Below are 19,931 nucleotides of genomic sequence, written 5' to 3'. Positions count from 1 at the left end.
TACGCACTGCGAGTCCTTGGCCAGTCATACGCCGAACACCCCGCCTACCAGCAGGAATGGCGCCCCTAGCCTTTCAAGGAGACAGTCTCTAGCTGAGACACCTGGGCGCACGTTTCGGGGCAGTAGCTCTCATACTTACTCGGCCGTTTCGGCTTCCCGGCCTCAGCGACTGCCCGGCGGAGGAAGGTGACTGTGGAGGACGTGTCCGTACTTGTCGATCTTGACGTGGGCTTCTTCCTGATGTCCTCTGCGAACGTCCATACCGACAAGACGGCATCCACGCGGACTTCCTGTGTGGTTCCCTGGTCTACAGCTGTCCCCTCGGGGAGTCCTTGCTCCGCTCGTGCTTCCTCCGCCGGTTCCAGTCCTGTAGGGCCACCTCGGCGACCAGCCGGGTGCGCCACTCTTGCAGACGCTTCATCTCGTAGTCGCCGAGGTTCTCGTCGACGCCGTAGATCGTCCCCCGTTCGGCTTCGATCTCATCCTCCAGGAGGTCCAGGGCCTCCTGGAGGTCGCCGTTCAGCTCCAGCGCCGTGACCAGGGCCGTGCGTATTGACCGTGCCTCGTCCTTCCGCTGCCAGCCGAAGGTCTGGGACTCGGCATACAGGACTCGCAGCAGGCGTACCCCCTCGACCGCTTCGCCGTTCTCGGCGAGGAACCGGGCCAGGCTCGCCCGCCAGCGGTGGGTGTCGGCGTGGTCGGGGCCCAGCACCCTGGCGGAGTCGTCCGCTCCCGCCCGCGCCTGCGTGACGGCGCCGTCCAGATCACCGACCCCGCGGCGGCGCCCGAGGACGCGGGCCTGGTGAGCCGGCTGTGACCGGCCCGTCCGAAGGGGACGTACGCAGGGGTGGGGTGTGCCTCTCCGGTGGCTGGCCGCGTCTCTGCGGTGATGTCACCGTAGAGCTGGACGGGCCTGGGCCGCTTGACCAAAGGAGACGCAGGACTTGTCATTTGGGGACACCGCACAGCGGACACCTCTCGGTGGCGAGCTGCGTGCGGGAGGTGGCGGACATAGCGGAGAGAGAGCCGCAACCGGACGAGTCGGGTCCTGTCCGGAATCACCGTCGCTCTTGATCGGCTCGCACTCCTATCGAACCCCTGCGATCAGCGGATCCACCCGCCACTACGACAGCACCTCATCACCCGGAGCTGTGGAACCCGGCGCCACTGCGAGACGGCACTTGGGCGAGTGCATCCAAGGCCTCCCCGAGACGCACTTCACGGAGGACCCGCGGAAGATCGATGTCCCGGTGCTCCTCACGCACGGCACCGACGACCCGGTCGTGCCCTACGCGGACGCGGGACCCAAGAGCGCCCAGATCCTGCGGAACGCCACCCTGAATGCCTAGAGGGATACCCGCACGGGATGCTGTCCGTCCACCCCGACGTCCTCAACCCCGTGATCCTCGGCTTCCTTACGACTTAGCCGCCACCTCCGGGCACGTGCGGGTCCCGTGCGTACGGCGCCCGCAATCATCTGCCGGGCCCCCGACCACCTGAAGATCGAAGGAGCCGTCTGCGTAGGATCCTGGAATGGCCCTGCCCTTCAGCGACGTCGACCAGTTCGAGGCGGCAAGGCCGCGCCTCGAAGCCATCGCCTACCGCATGCTCGGCTCGGCGAGTGAGGCACAGGACGTCGTCCAGGAGACTTATCTGCGATGGCAGGCCGCAGATGCCGCCCGCATCGACGTCCCCCATGCCTGGCTGACCAAGGTGCTCACCAACCTCTGTCTCAACCAGCTGACATCGGCCCGCGCCCGCCGTGAGACCTACGTCGGTGCATGGCTGCCGGAGCCGTTGCTCGAAGGCGACCCGATGCTGGGCCCGGAGGAGACGGCCGAGCAGCGGGAGTCGGTGTCGTACGCCGTGATGGTCCTGCTGGAGCGGCTCTCGCCCAAGGAGCGCGCGGTGTACGTCCTCAGGGAGGCGTTCGCGTACTCCCACCGCGAGATCGCCGAGATCCTCGATCTCAGCGTGGACGTGAGCCAGCAGACCTACCATCGCGCCAAGAAGCACGTGGCGCAGGGCAGGGAGCGAGGGCCTCTCGGCGGAACTCCCGGCGCCGTCCCCGGCGAGGAGGGGGCCGGTATCGACACATCGGCCGCGCGCCGGATCGTGGAGGAGTTCCTCGCCGCCGCGACCAGCGGAAGGATCGAGCCCCTGATCGAACTGCTCACTTCGGACGCCATCGCGGTCGGAGACGGCGGCGGGAAGGTGCCGGCCCGGGCCAGTGCCTGGGAGGGCGCACGCGCGGTGGCGAAGTTCCTGCGCGGGATGTTCAAGCCGGCCAAGGCCAAGCGGGACCTGGTCGGCGGTTCCCCCGACCTGTACGCGATCCGCGCCAACGGCGGTCCCGCGCTCGTCGCCGTGGTCGACGGGCGCGTCTTCGGCATCATGTGCCTGGAGCGGACGCCGGAGGGCATCGTCGCGATCCGCAGCCAGGTCAACCCGGACAAGCTGCACCGCGCGACGCAGCGCTGGGCGGCCGGCGGCTTCGGCTCCCCCGTGCTGGCCGAAGCCCTGTGACCCATGTGGCGCACGTCACACCTTGCTCCTGTCAGGAATCGGCGGGCTGTCCGGTTCAAGGGGCGTGACCGCGCCAGGGGGTGCGGGAAACGCGCAGACAGGAGCCAAGACATGCAGCACCGGATCATCGTCCTCGGGGGCGGCTACGCCGGGACGACCGCGGCGGGCCGACTCGCCAAGCGGCTGCGCCGTGAAGACGTCACCATCACTCTCGTCAACGCCGAACCGGACTTCGTGGAACGGGTCCGGATGCACCAGCTGGCCACGGGCCAGGACCTCAAGGCGCGTCCGCTGCGCGAGATGCTCGCCGGCACGGGCGTGGAGCTGAAGGTCGCACGGGCCACCTCCATCGACGTGGACCGCAAGACGGTGGCCCTCGAAGGGGCACAGGGCACGGCGGAACTGCCCTACGACACCCTCGTCCACGCCATCGGCAGCCGCGGTGCCGACCACGGCGTCCCCGGTGTCGCCGAGCATGCGCACCAGATCGCCGGCCGCACCGGCGCGCTTGGCCTGCGCGAGCGCCTGGCCCGCCTGGCCGCGGGTGAGGAGCTCCTCGTCGTGGGCGGCGGTCTGACCGGGCTGGAGTTCGTGACCGAGGTGGCCGAGGCCCGCCCGGACCTTGACACCACACTGGCCACGCGCGCAGAGCTGGGCGACTGGCTCTCCCCCAAGGGCCGCGCCCACCTACGCAGGGTCATCGACGGGCTCGGGATCCGCGTGCTGGAGAACACAGCGGTGACCGCCGTGGAGGCGAACCGGGTCACGACCGAGGACGGCCGGACTCTCCCCGCTGCCGTCACCGTGTGGACCGCGGGCTTCGCCGCCCATCCCATGGCGGCGGCGACCGGCCTCGAACTCGCCGATGACGGCCGCGTCATGGTCGACCGGACGATGCGTTCGGTCTCCCACCCCGACGTGTACGCGATCGGTGACGCCGCTCAGGCAATCGGCGCCGGTGACAGACCACTGCGCATGTCGTGCGCTTCGGGCGTCCCGATGGCCTGGCAGGCCGCCGACGCCATCGCCGCGCGCCTCACCGGCGGCAAGCTGCCGAACGTGTCACTGCGCTATTTCAACCAGTGCATCTCCCTGGGCCGCAGGCAGGGCCTGATCCAGTTCGTCACCGCCGACGACCAGGCGGTGGACCGCGCCCTGACCGGCCGCTTCGCGGCCCGCTACAAGGAGTTGGTCTGCAAGGGCGCCGCCTGGGGCACCAGCCATCCGACGCTGGGCATGCCGGTACGGCGCCGGCGCGCGGTGGCCGGCGGCCTCCCGTCGAAGGAGACAGCACAGGCGGCGTCCTGACGCGCATGCCATCGGCACGGCACGGATGTCACGGACTCCTGCGTGGCATCCGTGCCGGCCGGCCGCTGCGTCGTCGCGCAGTTGTCGCGGTCATGGCCCCTGGGCGCGGGACGCCGGCGACGGCCGGCGCGTTCACTTGTCCGCGGCCGCCGGAGCGTGACGCAGCCAGGTGTAGTCGACGGGCTGGGCGGCATTCCAGTCCTTGGCGAGTACTGGATCCACCGGCACGAACCCGGCACCCAGATAGCACCGGAGGGCCCTGTCGTTGTCCGGGTGCACACGCATGTACACGTCGTCGAATCCCGCTTCGATCGCTCCCGCCAGCAGGCCCCGCACGAGTTCGCGCCCCAGACCTTCACCGCGTCGTGCGGGGTCCACGATGAGCCGGGCCAGTTCCACCTCGTTCTCCTCGGCGTCGAGCCACAGTTCCCCGTAGCCGAGGAGTCTGTCGTCTTCGACGAGCACGTAGGCTCGTACGTCTTCGGCCGTCCGCCACGCGGAAACCGTTTGTTCACGCACCGGGAACTCGCCCCCGCACCACATGACGACTTCTGCCTCGGAGGTCGGCCACCGGGCCACCGAAACGGCGTCGGCGGGGGCAGAACGACGAAGATTCATGAGGTGGATCCATCCTGGCCGGGGCCGACTCGGTCTGGTGGCAGCGGTGGTCGTCTGATCCAGGCACCACGTCGGCGAGACTACGCGGGGCGCTCCGGCCTTCGCCTCCCGATAAGGGCCCGCTGCCCTTCCCCCGGCCGGCGACGTCAGTAGCCGTCAACTCCCCGACACGCCGGCGGCCCACCAGAGGGGCCAGGGCCACAGTCGCCACACACGCCTGGCTCCCCGCAACAGAGGCTGTTGCGGGGAGCCAGGCCGGAGCCGGGCTGTTCACCCAACCCGGCGGCGAACGAGTAACCGCAGCACCTCGCACCCCTTTCGCGCGTCCCCGCGCGAGAGGCAGTCGCCTCTGGCGGGTGCCTTTCCGGAAAGGGCTGCGTGCCTCCGGCAACGGAGTTCATGGAGACGTCGACGGGCAGGATGAAGCAGACGGAGGCATACGTCTTCATGATCCGGTCGATGAGGCGGTGCGGGGGCCGCGCAGCGGTCAGTCGCCTGTGTCTGAAGGCCGGTCAGGCTGCTTCGTACTCCACGACAGCTCGATCTCAAGTTCGATCTTGCCGTCCTCCAGTTCGACCTCGATCTCCGTGCGGAGTTCGTCGGGAATCCGAAGTGTCAGCGTTCCGGGCCCGAGGTCCAGTTCCGCCTGGCCACCGCGCCGGAGTGCGGCTGCCAGGGCGTCGAGCTGATCGGCGGCCTCGACGCGTGACATCGTGCGCTTCTGTTCGAATTCAAGATCCTTCACAGATACCTCACCAGCCGAGGGGAACATGGGATTTCCCTTCCCATCCTGACGCCATTCGTCCTCGTCAGCCCGTCAGAACGGACGGTGCGCGCCTTGGGTGCCCTAGTTCAGCGCCACACCTGTCTCCTCGGTTACGAATCCATGACATTGGGACGTACAACTGGGATCGCCCAACTCGAGTCGTACCAGCTGAACGCGGCCTTCCGCGTACAGAACCGACCGACTCGAAAGGTTCACGTATGTCCCGAGCACACCGCCGAACCCGTACCGCGCTCACCACACCCCTGGCAGCCGCGGTGCTGCTCGCCGGAGGATTCGGCGCCATGGCTCTCACCGGGGGCCCGGCGCTGGCGGCCACCGGGTCCGCGGACACGCAGGACGACTTCAACGGCGACGGATACGCCGACCTGGTCGTATCGGCTCCGGACGCCACGATCTCCAGCAAGGCCAAGGCGGGCTACGTGGCCGTCACGTACGGCTCCGCCAATGGGGTCTCCGCCGCCAACAAGAAGCTCATCAGCCGCTCCACCAGCGGCGTTCCCGGTTCCGCCACCGCGAACCAGCGATTCGGCACCAACTTCACCAAGGGCGACCTGGACGGCGACGGCTTCAGTGACCTGGTGATCTCGGGCGGCAGTCCCGGCTCCGTCATCCTCTGGGGCTCCGCCTCCGGACTCACCGGCGGCACGGCCATACCCCGGTACGGGCAGTCCCCCACGACCGGCGACTTCGACGGCGACGGCAAGACGGACCTCGCCCTGTTCTCCTACCTGTCCGGCGCAGGCGACGACCCGGCGAGCGGCGACGCCACCGTGTGGAAGGGCCCGGTCACCCGCGCCGGACAGCCCACCGCCACCCTGCCGCTGCTGGACAAGGCCGACTGGTGGGGCTACGACGCCAACGACGCGTCCTGCGCCACCAACGGCGGCTGCCAGGAGGACGGCGACTCGATCAGTGGGCCCATCCGCTCCACCCGGACCGGCGACGTCAACGGCGACGGCAAGGACGACATCGTCGCCTGGAAGTACGCGGGCGACGGCCAGTGGGGCAACCGTCTGTTCCTCGGCGGCGGCAGCACGGGCTTCACCAGCGGCTGGGTCCCCGCGGACGGCACGGCGACCGGTACGGGCACCGGCATCGGGGACGTGAACAACGACGGGTTCGACGACGTCGTCGTGGGCAACTACTGGAACGGCGGCAAGGTCCAGATCGCGTTCGGGTCGGCCTCCGGCCTGTCCGAGGAGCGCGTACAGACCTTCGACCAGGACCTGCCCGGCTTCCCCGGCGTGGAGGAGGAGGGCGACGGGATCGGCTCCACGGTCTCGGTGGCGGACGTCAACGGTGACGGCTTCGGCGACATCGCACTCGGCATCCCGGGCGAGGACATCGGCGACATCGACAACGCCGGGGCCGTCGCCCTGGTCCCCGGAAGCGCCTCCGGCGTCACGGGCGCCGGTACGCAGACCTTCCACCAGGACACCGCCGGAGTACCCGGAGTCGCCGAGAAAGACGACCAGTTCGGCACGAGCAGCGCGCTGCTGGACCTCGACGGTGACGGCCACGCCGACCTCGCGGCCGGTTCCGTGGCCGAGAACAGCTGGAACGGCGCGGTCTGGGTGCTGCGCGGCACGGCGACCGGTCTCACGGCCAGGTCGTCCCTGGCGTTCGGCGCCGGCGACCTCTCGGCGCCCGCCACGGGCGCCCGCTTCGGCGCGCTCCTGCGCTGAGCGAGCCGATCGGGCAACGCGGGGTTCGGTGGGGCGGCCTCGCGCGGTCCCACCGGAGCCTCGCCGTTCCCGATGAAGGGTCCCCACTCTCCGCACGCGCGCGGATGGTCCCTAGGCCGGCTGCATCGGGAACGTCCTTGCGGACTGCTCCCCGCACGCGCGGGGAGGGTCCCGCCCGGGTCGTGATCGGGTGCGGCCGGGGACTTCTGCTCCCGCACGCGTCGGGATGGTCCCAACGGCGATGCGCTTCGCCACAAGACGCGCCGCTGCCCGGCCGATACAGCGGCCTCGTCGTACGGCACATCTGCTCCTCGCAGGCGCGCGGCCGGTCCCACAGCCCCGCGCGGGGTGCGGTCCCCGCACGCCCAGCGAGGTGGGGGCTGCATTGGGAAGACCAAAACGACTCAGGCGTGCAGCGACAGAAGCCCGCACTCTGGGCTCAGACGACCGCCCCCGTCTTCCTCCGCGCCTCCAACGGGGTGTACCCGTCATCAACTCCCACCGCGGCGTGGCGGCCCGGTGCCGGTGGTGGTGGCGGGTTGCGGTGTTCCAGGGCGATCGCGATCGGGACGGCGGTGAAGATGGTCGAGGCGATGCCGACCAGGACGCCCGCGATCAGGGCCACGGAGAAGTCCGCCAGCGAGTCGCCGCCCAGTACCGCCAGTGCGGTCAGGATGAACAGGGCTCCCATGCCCGTGTTCACCGTGCGCGGAAGTGTCTGGACCACCGCGTGGTTGGCCGTTTTCTCCAGGTTGCCTCGTGGGTCTCGGCGGCGCGCTTCGCGGACGCGGTCGAAGACGACCACCGCGTCGTTCACGGAGTAGCCGATCACCGTGAGCAGCGCCGCCAGGAAGACGCTGTCCACCGGCCTGCCCAGCCAGGCGAACAGGCCCACCACGAGGAGGACGTCGTGGACCATCGCAGAGACTGCCGCTGCCGCCAGGGTCCAGCGGAACCGCACGCTGAGGTAGATCAGTTGGGCGGCCACCGCGATGCCCAGGGCGAGGAGCGCCTTCTGGCGCAGTTCGCTGCCGAGGCTCGGGCCGATCTGTTCGTCACGCTCCACCGTGACGGTTCCGCCGGACTTCTCCAAAGCCGCCTTGACGCGCTGCTGTTCGTCGTCGGTGAGCTTGTCCGTGCGTACGGTGATGTCGCCGTCGCCGGACTCCTGCACCACCGCGCGCGGGAACCCCGCGTCGGCCACGGCGTTGCGGGCCGTGTCCGCGTCGACGGACCTGCTGGTGCTGTACTCGACGAGGCGGCCGCCGGTGAACTCCACGCCGAAGTCCAGGCCGCGGATGAGGATTCCTGCGACGGCCAGCGCCACCAGGAGTGCGCTCCCGCCGAGCCAGCGGCGACGGTGGCGGACCAGGTTCGGGTTGCGGCCCGACAGCCATGTGCGGACTCGGCCCGTCGAGGCGATGCCCGTCAGACCGGGGCGCTTGCGTACGAAGCTGCGGGCGACGGCGAAGTCCGCGAGCGCGCGGGTGATCACGAGCGCCGTGAGCATCGATGCCAGGACGCCGATGCACAGGGTGACCCCGAAGCCCTTGACCGGGCCCGTGGCGAAGAAGAACAGCAATCCCGCAGCGAGCAGCGTCGTGATGTTCGAGTCGATCACCGCGCTCCATGCCTTGGCGAAGCCGGTCTTCACCGGCTTCGCCAAGTCCTTGGAACGGGCGCCCAGGTACTCCTCCCTGGCCCGTTCGAAGACCAGGACGTTTGCGTCCACCGCCATGCCGATCGCCAGGACGAACCCGGCGAGCCCCGGCAGCGTGAGCGTCGCGCCGAGCGCCACCAGAGCGGCGTACGAGATGAGGCCGTACAGCGCGAGGGCCAAGGCGGCGAGTGCGCCAAGGAGCCGGTAGACGACGGTGATGAACAGTGCGGTCAGGGCGATGCCGATGAGCGCGGCCTTGGTGCTCGCCTCGATCGCGTCGGCGCCGAGCGTCGGTCCGACCGTGCGCTGCTCCACGACGTTCAGGGGCACCGGCAGCGCGCCGCCCTTCACGAGCGCCGCCAGGTCGCGTGCCTCGGCCCGGCCGAAGTCGCCGCTGATCTGAGTGGAGCCGCCGGTGATGCCGGTCCCGCACACCACGTCCGCGTCGACGCCGGGCGCCGAGATGATCTTGTTGTCGAGGGTGATGACGACGCGGCGCTCCGGAGCGCCCTGAGGGGCGCAGGCCGCGTCCGCGGTGATCTTCGCCCAGGTGTCGCCCGCGCCCTTGCGGAAGTCGAGGGAGACCATCCAGCCGTTCAGCGACTGCTGGTCCAGGACCGCCTCGGCGTCCTTGACCCCCTCGCCGGTGAGGGCGGTGGGGCCCAGCTTCAGGTGGTTGCCCGGCTGGTCCGGGTCGGGCAGGGTGCGCGACCCGTCGGCCTCGGGCTTCGCGGAGCCCTTGTCGGCCGTCGCCCCCGTCACCGGGTGGACCGTCAGCTGTGCGGTGCGGCCGATGACCTCGGCGGCCTTGCGTGGGTCCTGCACTCCGGGCAGTTCCACGATGATCCGTTTCTCACCGGAGCGGGCGATGCCGGGTTCGGAGACGCCGAGGGCGTCGACGCGCTGCCTGATGACCTCCAGAGCGCGGTCGGTGGATGCGGCGTCGGCCTTGACGGTGGGTGAGTCCCGGGTCTCCAGGACGATCTGGGTGCCACCGCGCAGATCGAGGCCGAGGCGGGCGGATTGGGTCAGGGCGATGCAGAGGGACAGCGCGACGGCCGCCAGCGCGACGATCGCCCTCCACAAGGGTGGGCGGGACAAATGTGCGCGAGACATGCGTACTCCACGATGAGGGCAGGACGGAGGGACGCGTGACCGGCCCCGCGCGGTGTGCGCCGGGTCGAAAGGGTCAGGCGTAGATGACGGTCTGCGTGCTCATCGGTGGGGCGGGCCGCGCGGGGCGGCGGACTCGGCCGGCCTGTGCGGCGGCGCGAGTGCGGTGGCGGGGCCCGTGTCAGGCCCACCCAGGGCGCGGCTCGGGGCCGTGTCGACGGCCGTACGCGCGGGGCCCGCGGGCTGCGGGCCCGGGATGTGTGCGTCAGGTCGGTGCGTGACCGCGACATGCAGCGCCGGGACGTCGTCCGGTCCTGCCCCTTGTCCGGCGTGCCCCGCCACCATGTGGTGGGCGAGCGGCCGGCCTGCGGGCATGGGCATGCTCTGCGCCCCGGTCACCGGGACGAACAGCGCCAGGACGGTGACGACGAGGGTCAGCGCGGACGCGGCCAAGCGCGCGGAGCGGCTCCGTTGCGGCACGCGTCCCCCATCCCTACGGTGCTCGTCGGGTGCGCACAACGTGGGCCCTCCACCTCAACGTATGGGGTGCCCGGTCCGTTCCGTGTTCCTCGGTTCCCGACGGAGGCAAGGAGAGCTCGTGCCAAGCCGGTCAATCCCGGTGGCAGTTGTCAAGCAGGCCCTAATCCCAGTGGCTGGGATCGTGGACGGCCCGGGTCCACTGGGCCTCGAACTCTTCTGGGCCGATCACGAACGGCACCCAAGCGGGGTCGTAGCGGTCCACCAACGGCGGGTTGAAGGGCCAGTCCTCGGGAGTGCTCCGGTAGGACATTCCGTCCTCGGTCAGCTCGACCTGGCGGAGCCGACGACCGTCGGGGCCGACCTCCATCAGGTAGACCATCGGGTCGTCGTCCTCGTCCCACCGGCGGCTCAGGTACAGCAGGTGCTGGCCGGCCAAGGCTCCGAAGCCCGGCATGCCACGCTGGGTCTCTCGTTCGGCTTTTGATCTTGTGGCGGGTCGAAGCGAATTGACGGAGGCGGCGTGGCAGCGGATAGCGCCCGTTGCCGCAGGTGAACGGGCACGGCCGTCCGTGGCGGGACCACCGTCAGGTGGTCATGGCGTGCTGTGGCGTCTGCGGACCGGGCTCCATGGCGTGACCTGCCTGAGCGATACGGGACGCCGGCAGACGGCTGCCATGGGAATCAGACGGCACTTGGGCCCGCCTGCTCGAACACATCCAGGTCAACGACGAGGCGGTGGGCCACCTGGAGTGGACCGTCTCGGTCGACTCCGTTCGGCGCGTAACGGGGGTCGCCCGCGAACAACGCTCAACCGGGGAGCGCCACGGGCAGTTCGGGATCAGCCGCCACCCGAGCCGGCCGAGGCCGAACCGCCGGAGACCCAGCCGGAGTTGGGTCGCGGCCGATCACGCGTGCTGCGCTCGGTGCGCAGCTCCACCACGACCCCAGCCGGGCCGAGCAGGGCCGTCAGCGCGTCGGCGAGCCGCTGCGGGTCGCCGCCGTCGGGGAACGTGAGCCGCTCCCGGACGCCCTGCAGGACGAGTTCCAGCCCGAGCGTGGAGACGGCCGGCTTGTAGTCCCCCTGGTAGGGCTCCACCACCGTGTGCGTCAGCCGCACCTCGCTCAGGGCCTTGACGGGCAGCCAGTCGTCCGGCGCGGTGGCCCGGACCAACCGCACAGACGCGGGCACCCCGGCCGGCGCGAACTCCACCCGCATGATGTCCCGGGCCCGGGAAAAGACCAGCGCCAGCCAGCCGATCAGGTACTCCAGCCCGGCGATCACCCCCACCACCACGAACACGGTCGACGCCCGCGCCCCGGCCAGCACCATCCAGAAGGCGACGAGCAGGGTCGGCACGCCCAGAGCGAGCGGAGTGAACAGCGCCGGCCCCGCCGAGGCCAGCGCGTTCCACATCCGCCCGGCCGGGCCGATACGCAGGACCAGATCCGTCGAGTCGGGGCCCTGCCTCAGCAAGGGATGGGTGGCCATGCCTCCAGCGTAGGACCGGTCCGCAAGAGCGCCTCGACCGTATCCGGCTGACGGAGCACGGCTTCTGACGGCCCGTAGCCCACAGCCGACGGGCACGGCGTGCTCCCAGGGCTCGAACCACGGGTGGGGCCACCGCACGGCGGCGGCCATCAGCCGGCTCCATCTATGTCTGCGGCGAGGAACTCGGCACCCGTGTCGTCGCCGCAGACATCCGCGCCAAGTGGCACAGTCCCGAAGTCGGCGGCCACCCGCGCCGCTTCGCCCTGCCGGTCTCCGACGAACGCGCCGTGCCGGGTTCCGTCTCGTCATCCATGCCGTCCCTCGGCATTCCCGCCAGGACCGGCCTCCTCGAGGAAGTGCCGCTGGTCGCCCAGGAATCCGTCCGCGAAGAGCGTGCGCGGGGCGAAGACGGCGGTGAGCGTGAATCTGAGGTCCGACCGTTCGACGGACCGCTTCACCAGGGAGTGGGCCGCGTCCGGGTAGTGCCTGACCGTCAGTGCGCCGCCCGCGTCAAGCACCTTCCGGTAGTCGCGTTCCGTCTCGGCGGTGTCCACGTTGACGTCGTGGCCCGCCAGAGTCAGCAGCACCGGCACGCCGCGCAGGGCCCGCAGGTCCCGGGTGGCGTCCGCAGTGTGGTTCCTCGTGATGAAGCGCCACCGACGGGCCGTCATCCCGTCCGCGTCGCCGTGCGTCGCCCGGAGGTACTCCTCGAACGTCGCGTGCCGCTGAAGCAGGCGGCGAACGGTGTCGCTCCGGGCGATCTCGGCCTTGGTGCGGGAGGCGGACGCACCGTCGGCCCGCAGTTCGGCGAGCAGGTTGTAGCGGCCCTGTCGGAGCCAGTTGATCGCGGGCGAGACCGCGATGACGAAACGCACGGACGTCCTGGCGGCGACCTTCGGCAGGACCCAGCCGGCCTGACTGGCGCCCCAGAGCCCGATCCGGTCACCGTCGATGTCCGGGCGGGTGCGCGCCCAGGCGATGGCGGCGGCGGTCTCGTCGGCGCGGTCGTCCATGGACTGGTCGAGCCAGTCGCCGGGCGCGCCCGCGACGCCTGGCTTGTCCCAGGACAGCGAGGCGTACCCGGCCCGGGCGTTCGCTTCCCACAGGGGCCGGTAGCCGCCCTCGTGCGTGGCGTCGAGCGGTCCGTCGCCGTGGACGTACACGACCAGGCCGTGGCGTGCGCGGCCGTCGCGGGGAGTGCTCAGCACGCCGTTGAGGATGTGGTCGCCGTGGCGGATGGAGACCCGCCGCTCGTCCATCGCGTAGGAGTTCTGCCACAGCGCCACGCCCGTGAGGCCGGCTGTCACGACCAGGACCGTGACGAGCGACCACACGGCTGCGCGGAGGCCGCGGCGACGCCGCGGCCCGGTCCCCGAAGTCATGGGAGTGATCACCTCTGGTGGGTTCATGAGGCCAAAAACTATCACTTCTTCTACGATCGTATCCGTTCTGATAGTTTTGCTCCGAGGTCGTGAAGCGAGCGAGGGGAACGGCATGGAAGTGGATGCAGTGGGCGGCGATGCGGGAGTGGTGACGGTCCGGCGGAGCATTCCGGCCGGCGCGGAACGGCGCGCGGCCGAGCTGTACTGGGACGCCTTCGGCCGCAAGCTCGGACCCGCGCTGGGTCCCGCGGACAAGGCGATGCCCTTCCTCGCCGCCCACCTGAACGCCGATCGCGCGATCTGCGCCCTCCTCGACGGACAGCTCGTCGGCCTCGCCGGCTACCAGCTCGGCGGCCGGGGCCTCACCGGCGGGTCGGCCGCCGCCGTGCTGCGCGCGTACGGACACCTGCGGGGGATTCACCGACTGCTGCTCCTCACCCTGTTCGAGCGCCGGCCCGCCCCCGGGCAACTCGTCATGGACGGCATCGCCGTGGACGCACGGACCCGCGGACGAGGGGTCGGCACCCTGCTCCTGGAGGAAGTCGCCGCCGTCGCGGCCGAACAGGACTGCCGCGAGATCAGACTGGACGTCATCGACACCAACCCACGGGCCAGAGCACTGTATGAACGGCGCGGCTTCACGCCCGTGCGCACCGAGCACACGCCCTACCTGCGAAAGTTGCTGGGGTTCGGCGCGGTGACCACGATGCGTCGCACGGTCGGGACGAGAGGAGCGGCACAACTGTGAGCGACGAGACGGACCGCGTGGATGTGCCCACGCGCCTGCTCGTCCACGCATTGATCCGCGAGGACGGCACGGTCGGCGCGGACGAGCTGTACACCGTCGCCGGCACCCTCGGCATGAGCGACCAGCAGGTCCGGCTCTGCGTGAAACGCCTCGTGGCCGAGGGCCGGTTCACCCACGAGGGCCGGGGCCGCAAGGCCCAGCTGCGGGCGACGGCGGACACCACACGCGCCCTCTCCCCCAACCCGGGCTTCCTGCACCACGCCTTCCGGCAGGATGCCGGACTCGCACCGTGGGACGGTGTCTGGCACCTGGCAGCCTTCGCCGTACCCGAGTCGGCGCGCACGGCTCGCGACTCGCTGCGCGAGACGCTCCTCCACCTCGGCGGCGCTCCCCTCCAGGGCGGCCTGTACGTGAGTGCCAACCACTGGGAGCCGTACGTCGAGGAGGCGGCCCACCTCCTCGGCGCCCACGACGCGCTGACCCTCCTCACCACGACGGATCTACGCAGGGGAGACGTCCGCGAGCCCGCCGAGCTCGCCCGCCGTCTGTGGCCCCTGCGGGACATCGCCGAGCGCTACCACCGTCTGAGCCGTGTCGCCCGCCCCCGCCTCGCCCGGCTCACCGAAGGGGCCGGCCTCTCCCCCGCCGCGGTCCTGACGATCGCCGTCGAGCTGGCCGCCGAACTCACCCGTGCCATGGAGCGCGACCCGCTGCTGCCGCCCCAGCTCCTGCCCCGCCCCTGGCCCGGCACCCAGGCCCGCGAGCTGGTGGCCCAGTGCTGGGCGGCGTTGGGCAGACGGGAAGACGACGGGTCACTCCCCGTCCTCTTCCGCAGCTACACCGACATCGCCCGGGAGGCAGTGGAGCGCACCGCGGGCCTGTGATGCCCCGGTTAGCCCCGGCGCACGGGAACCCAGGGCCGCGTGGCCGTCCTATGGGCGGTGACGGGACTCGTCAGGCGCGTGCTTCTTGGGGCCCCCGGCCGGAGGCTGGGTGGAGTGCCGAGCGTGCGCGGAGCTGATGACCGCGCAGCCGAGCGGGCTGCCGGAGATGAGCGGGCGGGGCAAGCTCAGCACGGAGGTGGAGACGTTGTCGATCGACGTCACGCATCATCTGATGGACCACCACCGGCTGCTGCGCGAGCTCGGCGCGGTCGACGCAGCCCACCTGAGGGACCTGGTGCCTGGCCAGAAGGTGCTGGTGGCCGGCGTGCGGGCCTCCACCCAGACGCCGCCGATCCCGTCGGGGAAGCGGGTGATCCTCGTGACGCTGGAAGACGGTTCAGCCTTGGTGGACATCGCGTTCTTCGAGGACTCACACGAGGCGTGCGCCCACACCGTGTTCCACAGCGGGCTCCTGCTCGTGCGGGGAACCGTCGAGGCCCGGGGGCCACGGCGCACCCTGGTGGGGCAGATGGTGTGGGACCTGGACGAGGTGGCCGCCGCCCGCCGCGACCACGGCCCGCAGGCCGCCCTCGACCTCCTCGGCCGCCGCTCCCTCGCACCCACCCCCGCCCAGCCCACTGCCCCGGTCCCGCAGCGCACCCTCACAGACGGCACAGCCGGAACAAAAGTCCACCCGTACGCCGACCTTCAGCCGGCCGGCACCCGCTCGGCGGACCTGCGCCGGCTTGGCCACCGGAGCCAGGGTTCTCCAGGCTGAGCCCTGTCCCACGAGACGTCTGCGCACACTCGACGTCAGGGTTCGCTCTGCCCCTTCTCTGGCGCTTCCGGCGTGCCGGTGAGTGCATTCGTGGGTGGGGAAGATCGGTAGGCCATGCGTCTACTGCGTCAGAAATTTAGCCCTGTGAGCCGACTGGAGAAGTGCCTGGTGGTGCGGTCCGGCCCCGGCCAGGGGCGGGGGCCCGCCGTGGACTTCGGTCCTGCGTCGGGCAGACGAGCCGCCATGCACCGACATCAGGATCCCGAAACGGACGAATGGCGGGCCAACTCGGCTGCCATACGTCGCAGGACAGTACGGTTGGCGCGCCGCATCGTCGCTCGGACGACGGGTGCCAGCAGGCGGTCGGCGACCGGGGCGCGCACCCAGGTGTATGTGAAGGCCACGTGGCTCCCACCGCCACGCAGCGGTTCGATGGTGTAGGTGCCCTGGGCTCGGCGTCGGCCGGCCGCGCTGACGTTTTGCTCCACGATGCAGCGCGGCGGGTCGGTCTTGACGACTTCGATGATGACGCGGGTCTTGATGCCGCCCATTGCGGCTGTGACCTTGGCGCACGCGCCGATGCCACGGTCGGGGCCGCTGTAGCTCCAGTCGATCAGGTAGTGGTTGGTGAATCGCTCGTGGTGAGCTATGACATCGAGGAAGTCATAGACCTGCTCGGGCGTCTGCGGGACGTCGATCGACACGGTGACAGACTTCATGTACCACACGGTACACAGGGCATGTACCGATTGGTACGCTCGCGACGTGGCGAATACGAACGGCTCACATCCCGAAGGCGAGGGGGCGCCAGGCGCGGACGGGGGGCGGCGCGCTCACCTGGTGAACGCGGCCGTCGACCACGTCGCGGAACACGGCCTCACGGACTTGAGCCTCCGTGGCCTGGGTGCCGCGATCGGCGTCAGCCACCGCATGCTGATCCACTATTTCGGCTCCAAGGAAGAGTTGCTCGTCGAAATCGTCCGGACGTCGGAGCAGCGCCAACGAGATCTGTTGTCCCGGCTGCACCTGGAACCCGGCCTTTCACCTGCCGATGCTGCGCGGCTCCTCTGGCAGCAGCTGACGGACCCCCGACTGGCCAATCAGGAGCGGCTCTTCTTCGAAGTCTGTGGCTACGCACTACGGGGGCGACCTGAAGCCGCCCCGGTCCTTGAGGGGCTCGTGAATGACTGGCTGGAGCCACTCGTAGCCGCCGAGGTCGCCGCAGGAGCGGACCCTGGCGTGGCACGGAACCGCGCCAGGCTGGGACTTGCCACTGTCCGTGGTCTGCTACTCGACCTACTCGCCACCGGTGACCGCGTCGGTGTAGACGCGGCGATGGCGGAGTTCCTACGGCTGTACTACGGACCGAAGTGACGGAGTCGCCGATATAGGCGATCCGACAGCATCAACCGCGACCTCGGCCAGCACGGCACCCGAGTGACGCGATCGTCGGAGCGGTGACCGGCCGACTGGACGCCCCCTCCAGTCCGCTTCTCGGCCGCTTCGATACCGAAGGCCGTCTCCGCCACGTCGGCCGTGAGCTCGCTACCAGCGTCGGAGGTCTTCTGCAGCCCCGAACTGGCCGGCATCCCTGGACGGGACGCCGATTCTCGGCAGGCTGGGGCAGCACGCAGACCCTCGATGCCCAGCTCGTCGAGCCGCAGCTTGTCGTTGAGGTAAGCGCCGACACCTCGAAGGTAAGCGCGGCCGCGCGGGACCGGCTGGCGCAGTTGGCGGCCGAGCACGGCACGACCATCCGCAGTCTGGTCGAGGAGCTGGCGCCGAGTACGCCGACGCAGGCCGAATGCGCCGAGCGTGCCGAGCTGGCCCGCGCCGAACTCACCTCCGCCCTCGGCAAGGCACCCAGTCCCGAGGCGGAGGCGAAGGCACGGGCTCGTTTGGAACGCCTGGGCGGGACGGCGTCCAAGCCGTCCACCCCGACCAGTAACCGCCAGCCGCCCAGCAGTAGACCGATCGTCGCGTCGGCCCGGGCCTGGCCAGCCGCTGCCTGAACTCGCTGTCGTCTCGGCCCTGGCTGCCGTTCTGCGTTCACTTCCGGAAATCCCTCAAGCTTTTAGCCAGCACATTCGCCAACGCGGCCGGCTCAGCTGACTCGGTCGGCAGTCGGGGACGGCCGGGGCCGGAGAATCCGTCCGGGAGGGGCCCGGTGCTGGCGGTGCCCGGCCAGTTCCGGGTAAGTCCCGCCCGGGGGTGGCCACATGGCCGACGACAGCGCTGTGGTTCTGGAGATCTGGGCGCGACCAAGACCAGGCGGCGGCTCGCTCGGAGGACGCGACTTGCAGCCTGCAGCGCGCAGCTCGGTCAGACGGGCCTGGTGCAGCGCGCCCAGACCCCGGCTTGGGCGCGCTGCATTGAGGGATCGCTCGGACAGGTCCTAGAAGGTCAGGTTCCAGGCGTCGATTTTGCCGGTGTCGGAGGCGGCGTTGTCGTTCACGCGCAGCTTCCAGGTGCCGTTTGCGACCTCCGACGAGGCGTTCACGGTGTAGGTCTGGGCGATGTTGTCGGCGCTGCCGCCGGCGTGGTTGTGCAGCGTGTAGACGCTGCCGTCCGGCGCCACCAGGTCGACCTTCAGGTCACCGATGTAGGTGTGCTTGATGTCCACACCCACCTTGAGGGTGGCCGGGGCGTTGCCGCTCACGCCGGTGACGGCGATCGGGCTCTCCACGGTCGCGTTGTCGTTGATGGCGAAGTCCGCGAGGTTTTCGAAGTACTTACCGGGCGGCGGGGTGGTCCCTACGGCCTTGAGGGCGTCGACTTGTCCTTCGCCGAAGAACGAGTTGTTGGCCGTCGTGCCCGTGCAGCGGCTGTCCGCGGGGCAGGCGATGTCGTTGGCCTGGGCGGCCAGCTTGGCGCGGATCTGCGCCGGGGTGATGCCCGGGTTGGCGCTGGCGATGAGTGCCGCCACGCCGGCCACGTGCGGGGTGGCCATCGAGGTGCCGCTCTTACTGCCGTAGCCGCCGCCGGGGACGGTGGAGTACACGTTGCTGCCCGGCGCCGCGACGTCGATCACTCCCTGCCCGTAGTTGGAGAACGAGGCCTTGGTGACACCCGTGCCGTTGGCCGCGACCGTGACCACGCCCGGCAGCTCGGTCGGGATGTCGAGGCAGGCGTTGGTGATCGTGCGGGTCACCGGCGTCGAGTCGTTCGGGCTCGCGGAGTCGGTCGTCTTGTGGGCGAGGTCGTAGTTCTCGTTGCCCGCGGCGGCGATCTGGAGCGAGCCCTTGCCCTCGGCGTACTCCTGGGCTCGCTTGACGCCCTCGATGATGGCGGCCTGGTCGACGTTGTCCGGGCAGTTGAACTGCCACGGGTCCGTGTAATAGCTGTTATTGGTGACCTTGAAGCCGTGGTCACCGGCCCAGACGAAGCCGCAGATGGTGTTCTCGGCGAAGAAGAAGGAGTTGCCCGGCTCGGCGACCCGGACCGCGGAGATCTTCACTCCGGGGGCCACGCCGACGACGCCCTTGCCGTTCTTGGCCGCGGCGATGGTGCCCGCTACGTGGGTGCCGTGCGTGTCGACGTCCCGCCATGCGCCGGTACGGGTGTCGGGCTTGCCGTAGGCGCAGGAGACCGAGTCGGCCGCGTTGAAGTTGGGCGCCAGGTCTTGGTGTTGGTCGTCCACACCGGTGTCCAGGATGCCGACCGTGACGGAGGCGGAGCCCGGGTTCGTGGCCCAGGCCTGGTCGGCCTTGATCTGGCTCATGTCGGCCCGGACCGGTTCTCCGGCCGGGGTCGATGCCTGGGTCGGATTGGCCGGGAGCGCCGGGTTGTAGGCGTCGGCCGGGACGTCCGAGGTACGCGTGGCGCCGACCTGCTGCACACCGGCGACGCCGCGCATGGTGGCGGCGAATCCGCTGGACGCCGAGTGGGCGACGATCACGCCGATGGCGTCGAAGTTGGAGAAGACGGTGCCACCGTTGGCCGTGATCGCGGAGCGGACCGCCGAAGTGTCACCCGGGGCGGTGATCACGAGGTAGGCACGCGTGCCGGCCACCCAGGTCGCGCTCTGGGAGGCCGGCACGGCGGCCGGAGCGTGGGCGCCGGCGACCGGCGCGGTGGAGGGGCCGACGGGGAGCGTGCCCGCGAGGGCGCCAGGGGCACCGAACGCGAGGGCAGGGCCGAGCATGGCCGCCAGGACCAGCGTGCGTCTGAGCCGACTGGATATGTGGGGTATCAATGCGTCCTCCGGAGACGGCCCGGCCGTGCGGAGGGCACCGGCGGGGCTGTACGAAACGAGTGGTGGATGCAAGATGTCAGGGGTGTGCTCACGTGCGGAAGTACCTTTCCGTGCAGGGGTGTTATAGAGGGATGGCTGAAAAGAGGCGTACTCCGGGCATCGGAGGGCCGGGGTTCACCGCCGCTCTGGCCATCGAACTGCACGACGCCGCACGTGAGTTCCGCTTCCTGAACGCCGGGCCGGTGCCGGGGGTGCGTCCCGTCGGCGGGACACATCAC

General features: G+C 70.3%; 18 protein-coding genes and 3 pseudogenes. 11 read left to right on the top strand and 10 right to left on the bottom strand.

What is annotated here, in order from left to right; genetic code table 11:
- Positions 1-6 precede the first annotated feature (6 nt).
- A complete protein-coding gene (locus tag ACZ4VA_RS37915; RefSeq protein ID WP_392206104.1) occupies positions 7-69 on the top strand; it encodes a hypothetical protein in 63 nt (20 codons plus the stop codon).
- Positions 70-307: 238 nt separating this feature from the next.
- On the opposite strand, the gene ACZ4VA_RS37910 is transcribed toward ACZ4VA_RS37915, so the two are convergent.
- Positions 308-712: a hypothetical protein gene (locus ACZ4VA_RS37910; protein WP_356175061.1), complete on the bottom strand. Its 405-nt coding sequence runs from the start codon at positions 710-712 to the stop codon at positions 308-310.
- Positions 713-1,187: 475 nt separating this feature from the next.
- Between ACZ4VA_RS37910 and ACZ4VA_RS37905 the strand changes: the two are divergent.
- The 3 genes and pseudogenes from ACZ4VA_RS37905 to ACZ4VA_RS37895 all read left to right on the top strand — a co-directional run.
- Positions 1,188-1,426 (top strand): annotated as a pseudogene (locus ACZ4VA_RS37905) (alpha/beta fold hydrolase); the annotation flags it as partial.
- A 107-nt stretch (positions 1,427-1,533) separates the two neighbouring features.
- On the top strand, positions 1,534-2,526 hold the full coding sequence (locus ACZ4VA_RS37900; RefSeq protein ID WP_356175058.1) for a sigma-70 family RNA polymerase sigma factor: 993 nt from the start codon (positions 1,534-1,536) through the stop codon (positions 2,524-2,526).
- Positions 2,527-2,637: 111 nt separating this feature from the next.
- Positions 2,638-3,834 carry an NAD(P)/FAD-dependent oxidoreductase gene (locus ACZ4VA_RS37895; protein ID WP_356175055.1) on the top strand — a complete coding sequence of 399 codons (1,197 nt, stop codon included), beginning with the start codon at positions 2,638-2,640 and terminating at the stop codon, positions 3,832-3,834.
- 132 nt (positions 3,835-3,966) lie between these two features.
- Here the strand turns inward: ACZ4VA_RS37895 and ACZ4VA_RS37890 are convergent, their stop codons facing one another.
- Together ACZ4VA_RS37890 and ACZ4VA_RS37885 are read right to left on the bottom strand one after the other, a co-directional pair.
- Positions 3,967-4,452 (bottom strand): GNAT family N-acetyltransferase, encoded by a 486-nt coding sequence (locus ACZ4VA_RS37890; RefSeq protein ID WP_356175052.1) that lies wholly within the window; start codon positions 4,450-4,452, stop codon positions 3,967-3,969.
- Between the two features lie 487 nt (positions 4,453-4,939).
- Entirely contained in the window at positions 4,940-5,197 is a 258-nt protein-coding gene (locus tag ACZ4VA_RS37885) for an amphi-Trp domain-containing protein (RefSeq protein ID WP_355794348.1), read from the bottom strand.
- A gap of 239 nt (positions 5,198-5,436) precedes the next feature.
- Here ACZ4VA_RS37885 and ACZ4VA_RS37880 point away from each other — a divergent pair, with 239 nt between their 5' ends.
- On the top strand, positions 5,437-6,924 hold the full coding sequence (locus ACZ4VA_RS37880; protein ID WP_356175049.1) for an FG-GAP and VCBS repeat-containing protein: 1,488 nt from the start codon (positions 5,437-5,439) through the stop codon (positions 6,922-6,924).
- Positions 6,925-7,363: 439 nt separating this feature from the next.
- On the opposite strand, the gene secD is transcribed toward ACZ4VA_RS37880, so the two are convergent.
- The 3 genes from secD to ACZ4VA_RS37865 form a co-directional block, all read right to left on the bottom strand.
- Positions 7,364-9,700, bottom strand: a complete 2,337-nt coding sequence (gene secD / locus ACZ4VA_RS37875; RefSeq protein ID WP_468084467.1) for a protein translocase subunit SecD — start codon at positions 9,698-9,700, stop codon at positions 7,364-7,366.
- Between the two features lie 99 nt (positions 9,701-9,799).
- Positions 9,800-10,177 (bottom strand): hypothetical protein, encoded by a 378-nt coding sequence (locus ACZ4VA_RS37870; RefSeq protein ID WP_356175043.1) that lies wholly within the window; start codon positions 10,175-10,177, stop codon positions 9,800-9,802.
- A gap of 160 nt (positions 10,178-10,337) precedes the next feature.
- The gene (locus tag ACZ4VA_RS37865; protein WP_468084465.1) at positions 10,338-10,631 is read right to left on the bottom strand and encodes a hypothetical protein; all 294 of its coding nucleotides are present in this window, start codon (positions 10,629-10,631) and stop codon (positions 10,338-10,340) included.
- Positions 10,632-10,665: 34 nt separating this feature from the next.
- On the opposite strand from ACZ4VA_RS37865, the pseudogene ACZ4VA_RS37860 reads away from it, so the two are divergent.
- Positions 10,666-11,005: pseudogene (locus ACZ4VA_RS37860) on the top strand (transposase); the annotation flags it as partial.
- A 10-nt stretch (positions 11,006-11,015) separates the two neighbouring features.
- On the opposite strand, the gene ACZ4VA_RS37855 reads toward ACZ4VA_RS37860, so the two are convergent.
- Entirely contained in the window at positions 11,016-11,666 is a 651-nt protein-coding gene (locus ACZ4VA_RS37855) for a hypothetical protein (protein WP_468084463.1), read from the bottom strand.
- A gap of 305 nt (positions 11,667-11,971) precedes the next feature.
- Positions 11,972-13,048, bottom strand: a complete 1,077-nt coding sequence (locus tag ACZ4VA_RS37850; RefSeq protein WP_468084461.1) for an alpha/beta hydrolase family protein — start codon at positions 13,046-13,048, stop codon at positions 11,972-11,974.
- 112 nt (positions 13,049-13,160) lie between these two features.
- Between ACZ4VA_RS37850 and ACZ4VA_RS37845 the strand changes: the two genes are divergently transcribed.
- The 3 genes and pseudogenes from ACZ4VA_RS37845 to ACZ4VA_RS37835 form a co-directional block, all read left to right on the top strand.
- On the top strand, positions 13,161-13,796 hold the full coding sequence (locus ACZ4VA_RS37845; protein ID WP_356175034.1) for a GNAT family N-acetyltransferase: 636 nt from the start codon (positions 13,161-13,163) through the stop codon (positions 13,794-13,796).
- Positions 13,793-14,680 (top strand): PaaX family transcriptional regulator C-terminal domain-containing protein, encoded by an 888-nt coding sequence (locus tag ACZ4VA_RS37840; protein WP_468084459.1) that lies wholly within the window; start codon positions 13,793-13,795, stop codon positions 14,678-14,680. Before ACZ4VA_RS37845 ends, ACZ4VA_RS37840 begins: the two co-directional genes overlap by 4 nt.
- Before the next feature lie 130 nt (positions 14,681-14,810).
- A pseudogene (locus ACZ4VA_RS37835) lies at positions 14,811-15,458 on the top strand (DNA polymerase III subunit alpha); the annotation flags it as partial.
- 254 nt (positions 15,459-15,712) lie between these two features.
- On the opposite strand, the gene ACZ4VA_RS37830 reads toward ACZ4VA_RS37835, so the two are convergent.
- The gene (locus ACZ4VA_RS37830; protein WP_468084457.1) at positions 15,713-16,177 is read right to left on the bottom strand and encodes an SRPBCC family protein; all 465 of its coding nucleotides are present in this window, start codon (positions 16,175-16,177) and stop codon (positions 15,713-15,715) included.
- Positions 16,178-16,223: 46 nt separating this feature from the next.
- Between ACZ4VA_RS37830 and ACZ4VA_RS37825 the strand changes: the two genes are divergently transcribed.
- Positions 16,224-16,832, top strand: coding sequence for a TetR/AcrR family transcriptional regulator (locus tag ACZ4VA_RS37825; RefSeq protein ID WP_389392551.1), 609 nt, complete (start codon positions 16,224-16,226; stop codon positions 16,830-16,832).
- A gap of 83 nt (positions 16,833-16,915) precedes the next feature.
- Entirely contained in the window at positions 16,916-17,470 is a 555-nt protein-coding gene (locus ACZ4VA_RS37820; protein WP_468084454.1) for a hypothetical protein, read from the top strand.
- A gap of 383 nt (positions 17,471-17,853) precedes the next feature.
- On the opposite strand, the gene ACZ4VA_RS37815 is transcribed toward ACZ4VA_RS37820, so the two are convergent.
- Entirely contained in the window at positions 17,854-19,602 is a 1,749-nt protein-coding gene (locus tag ACZ4VA_RS37815; protein ID WP_468084452.1) for a S8 family peptidase, read from the bottom strand.
- Positions 19,603-19,931 lie beyond the last annotated feature (329 nt).

This window comes from Streptomyces sp. NPDC028308, assembly GCF_055565855.1.
Note: the sequence above shows the minus strand (reverse complement) of the source record. Positions and strands in the feature narration are given on the sequence as shown.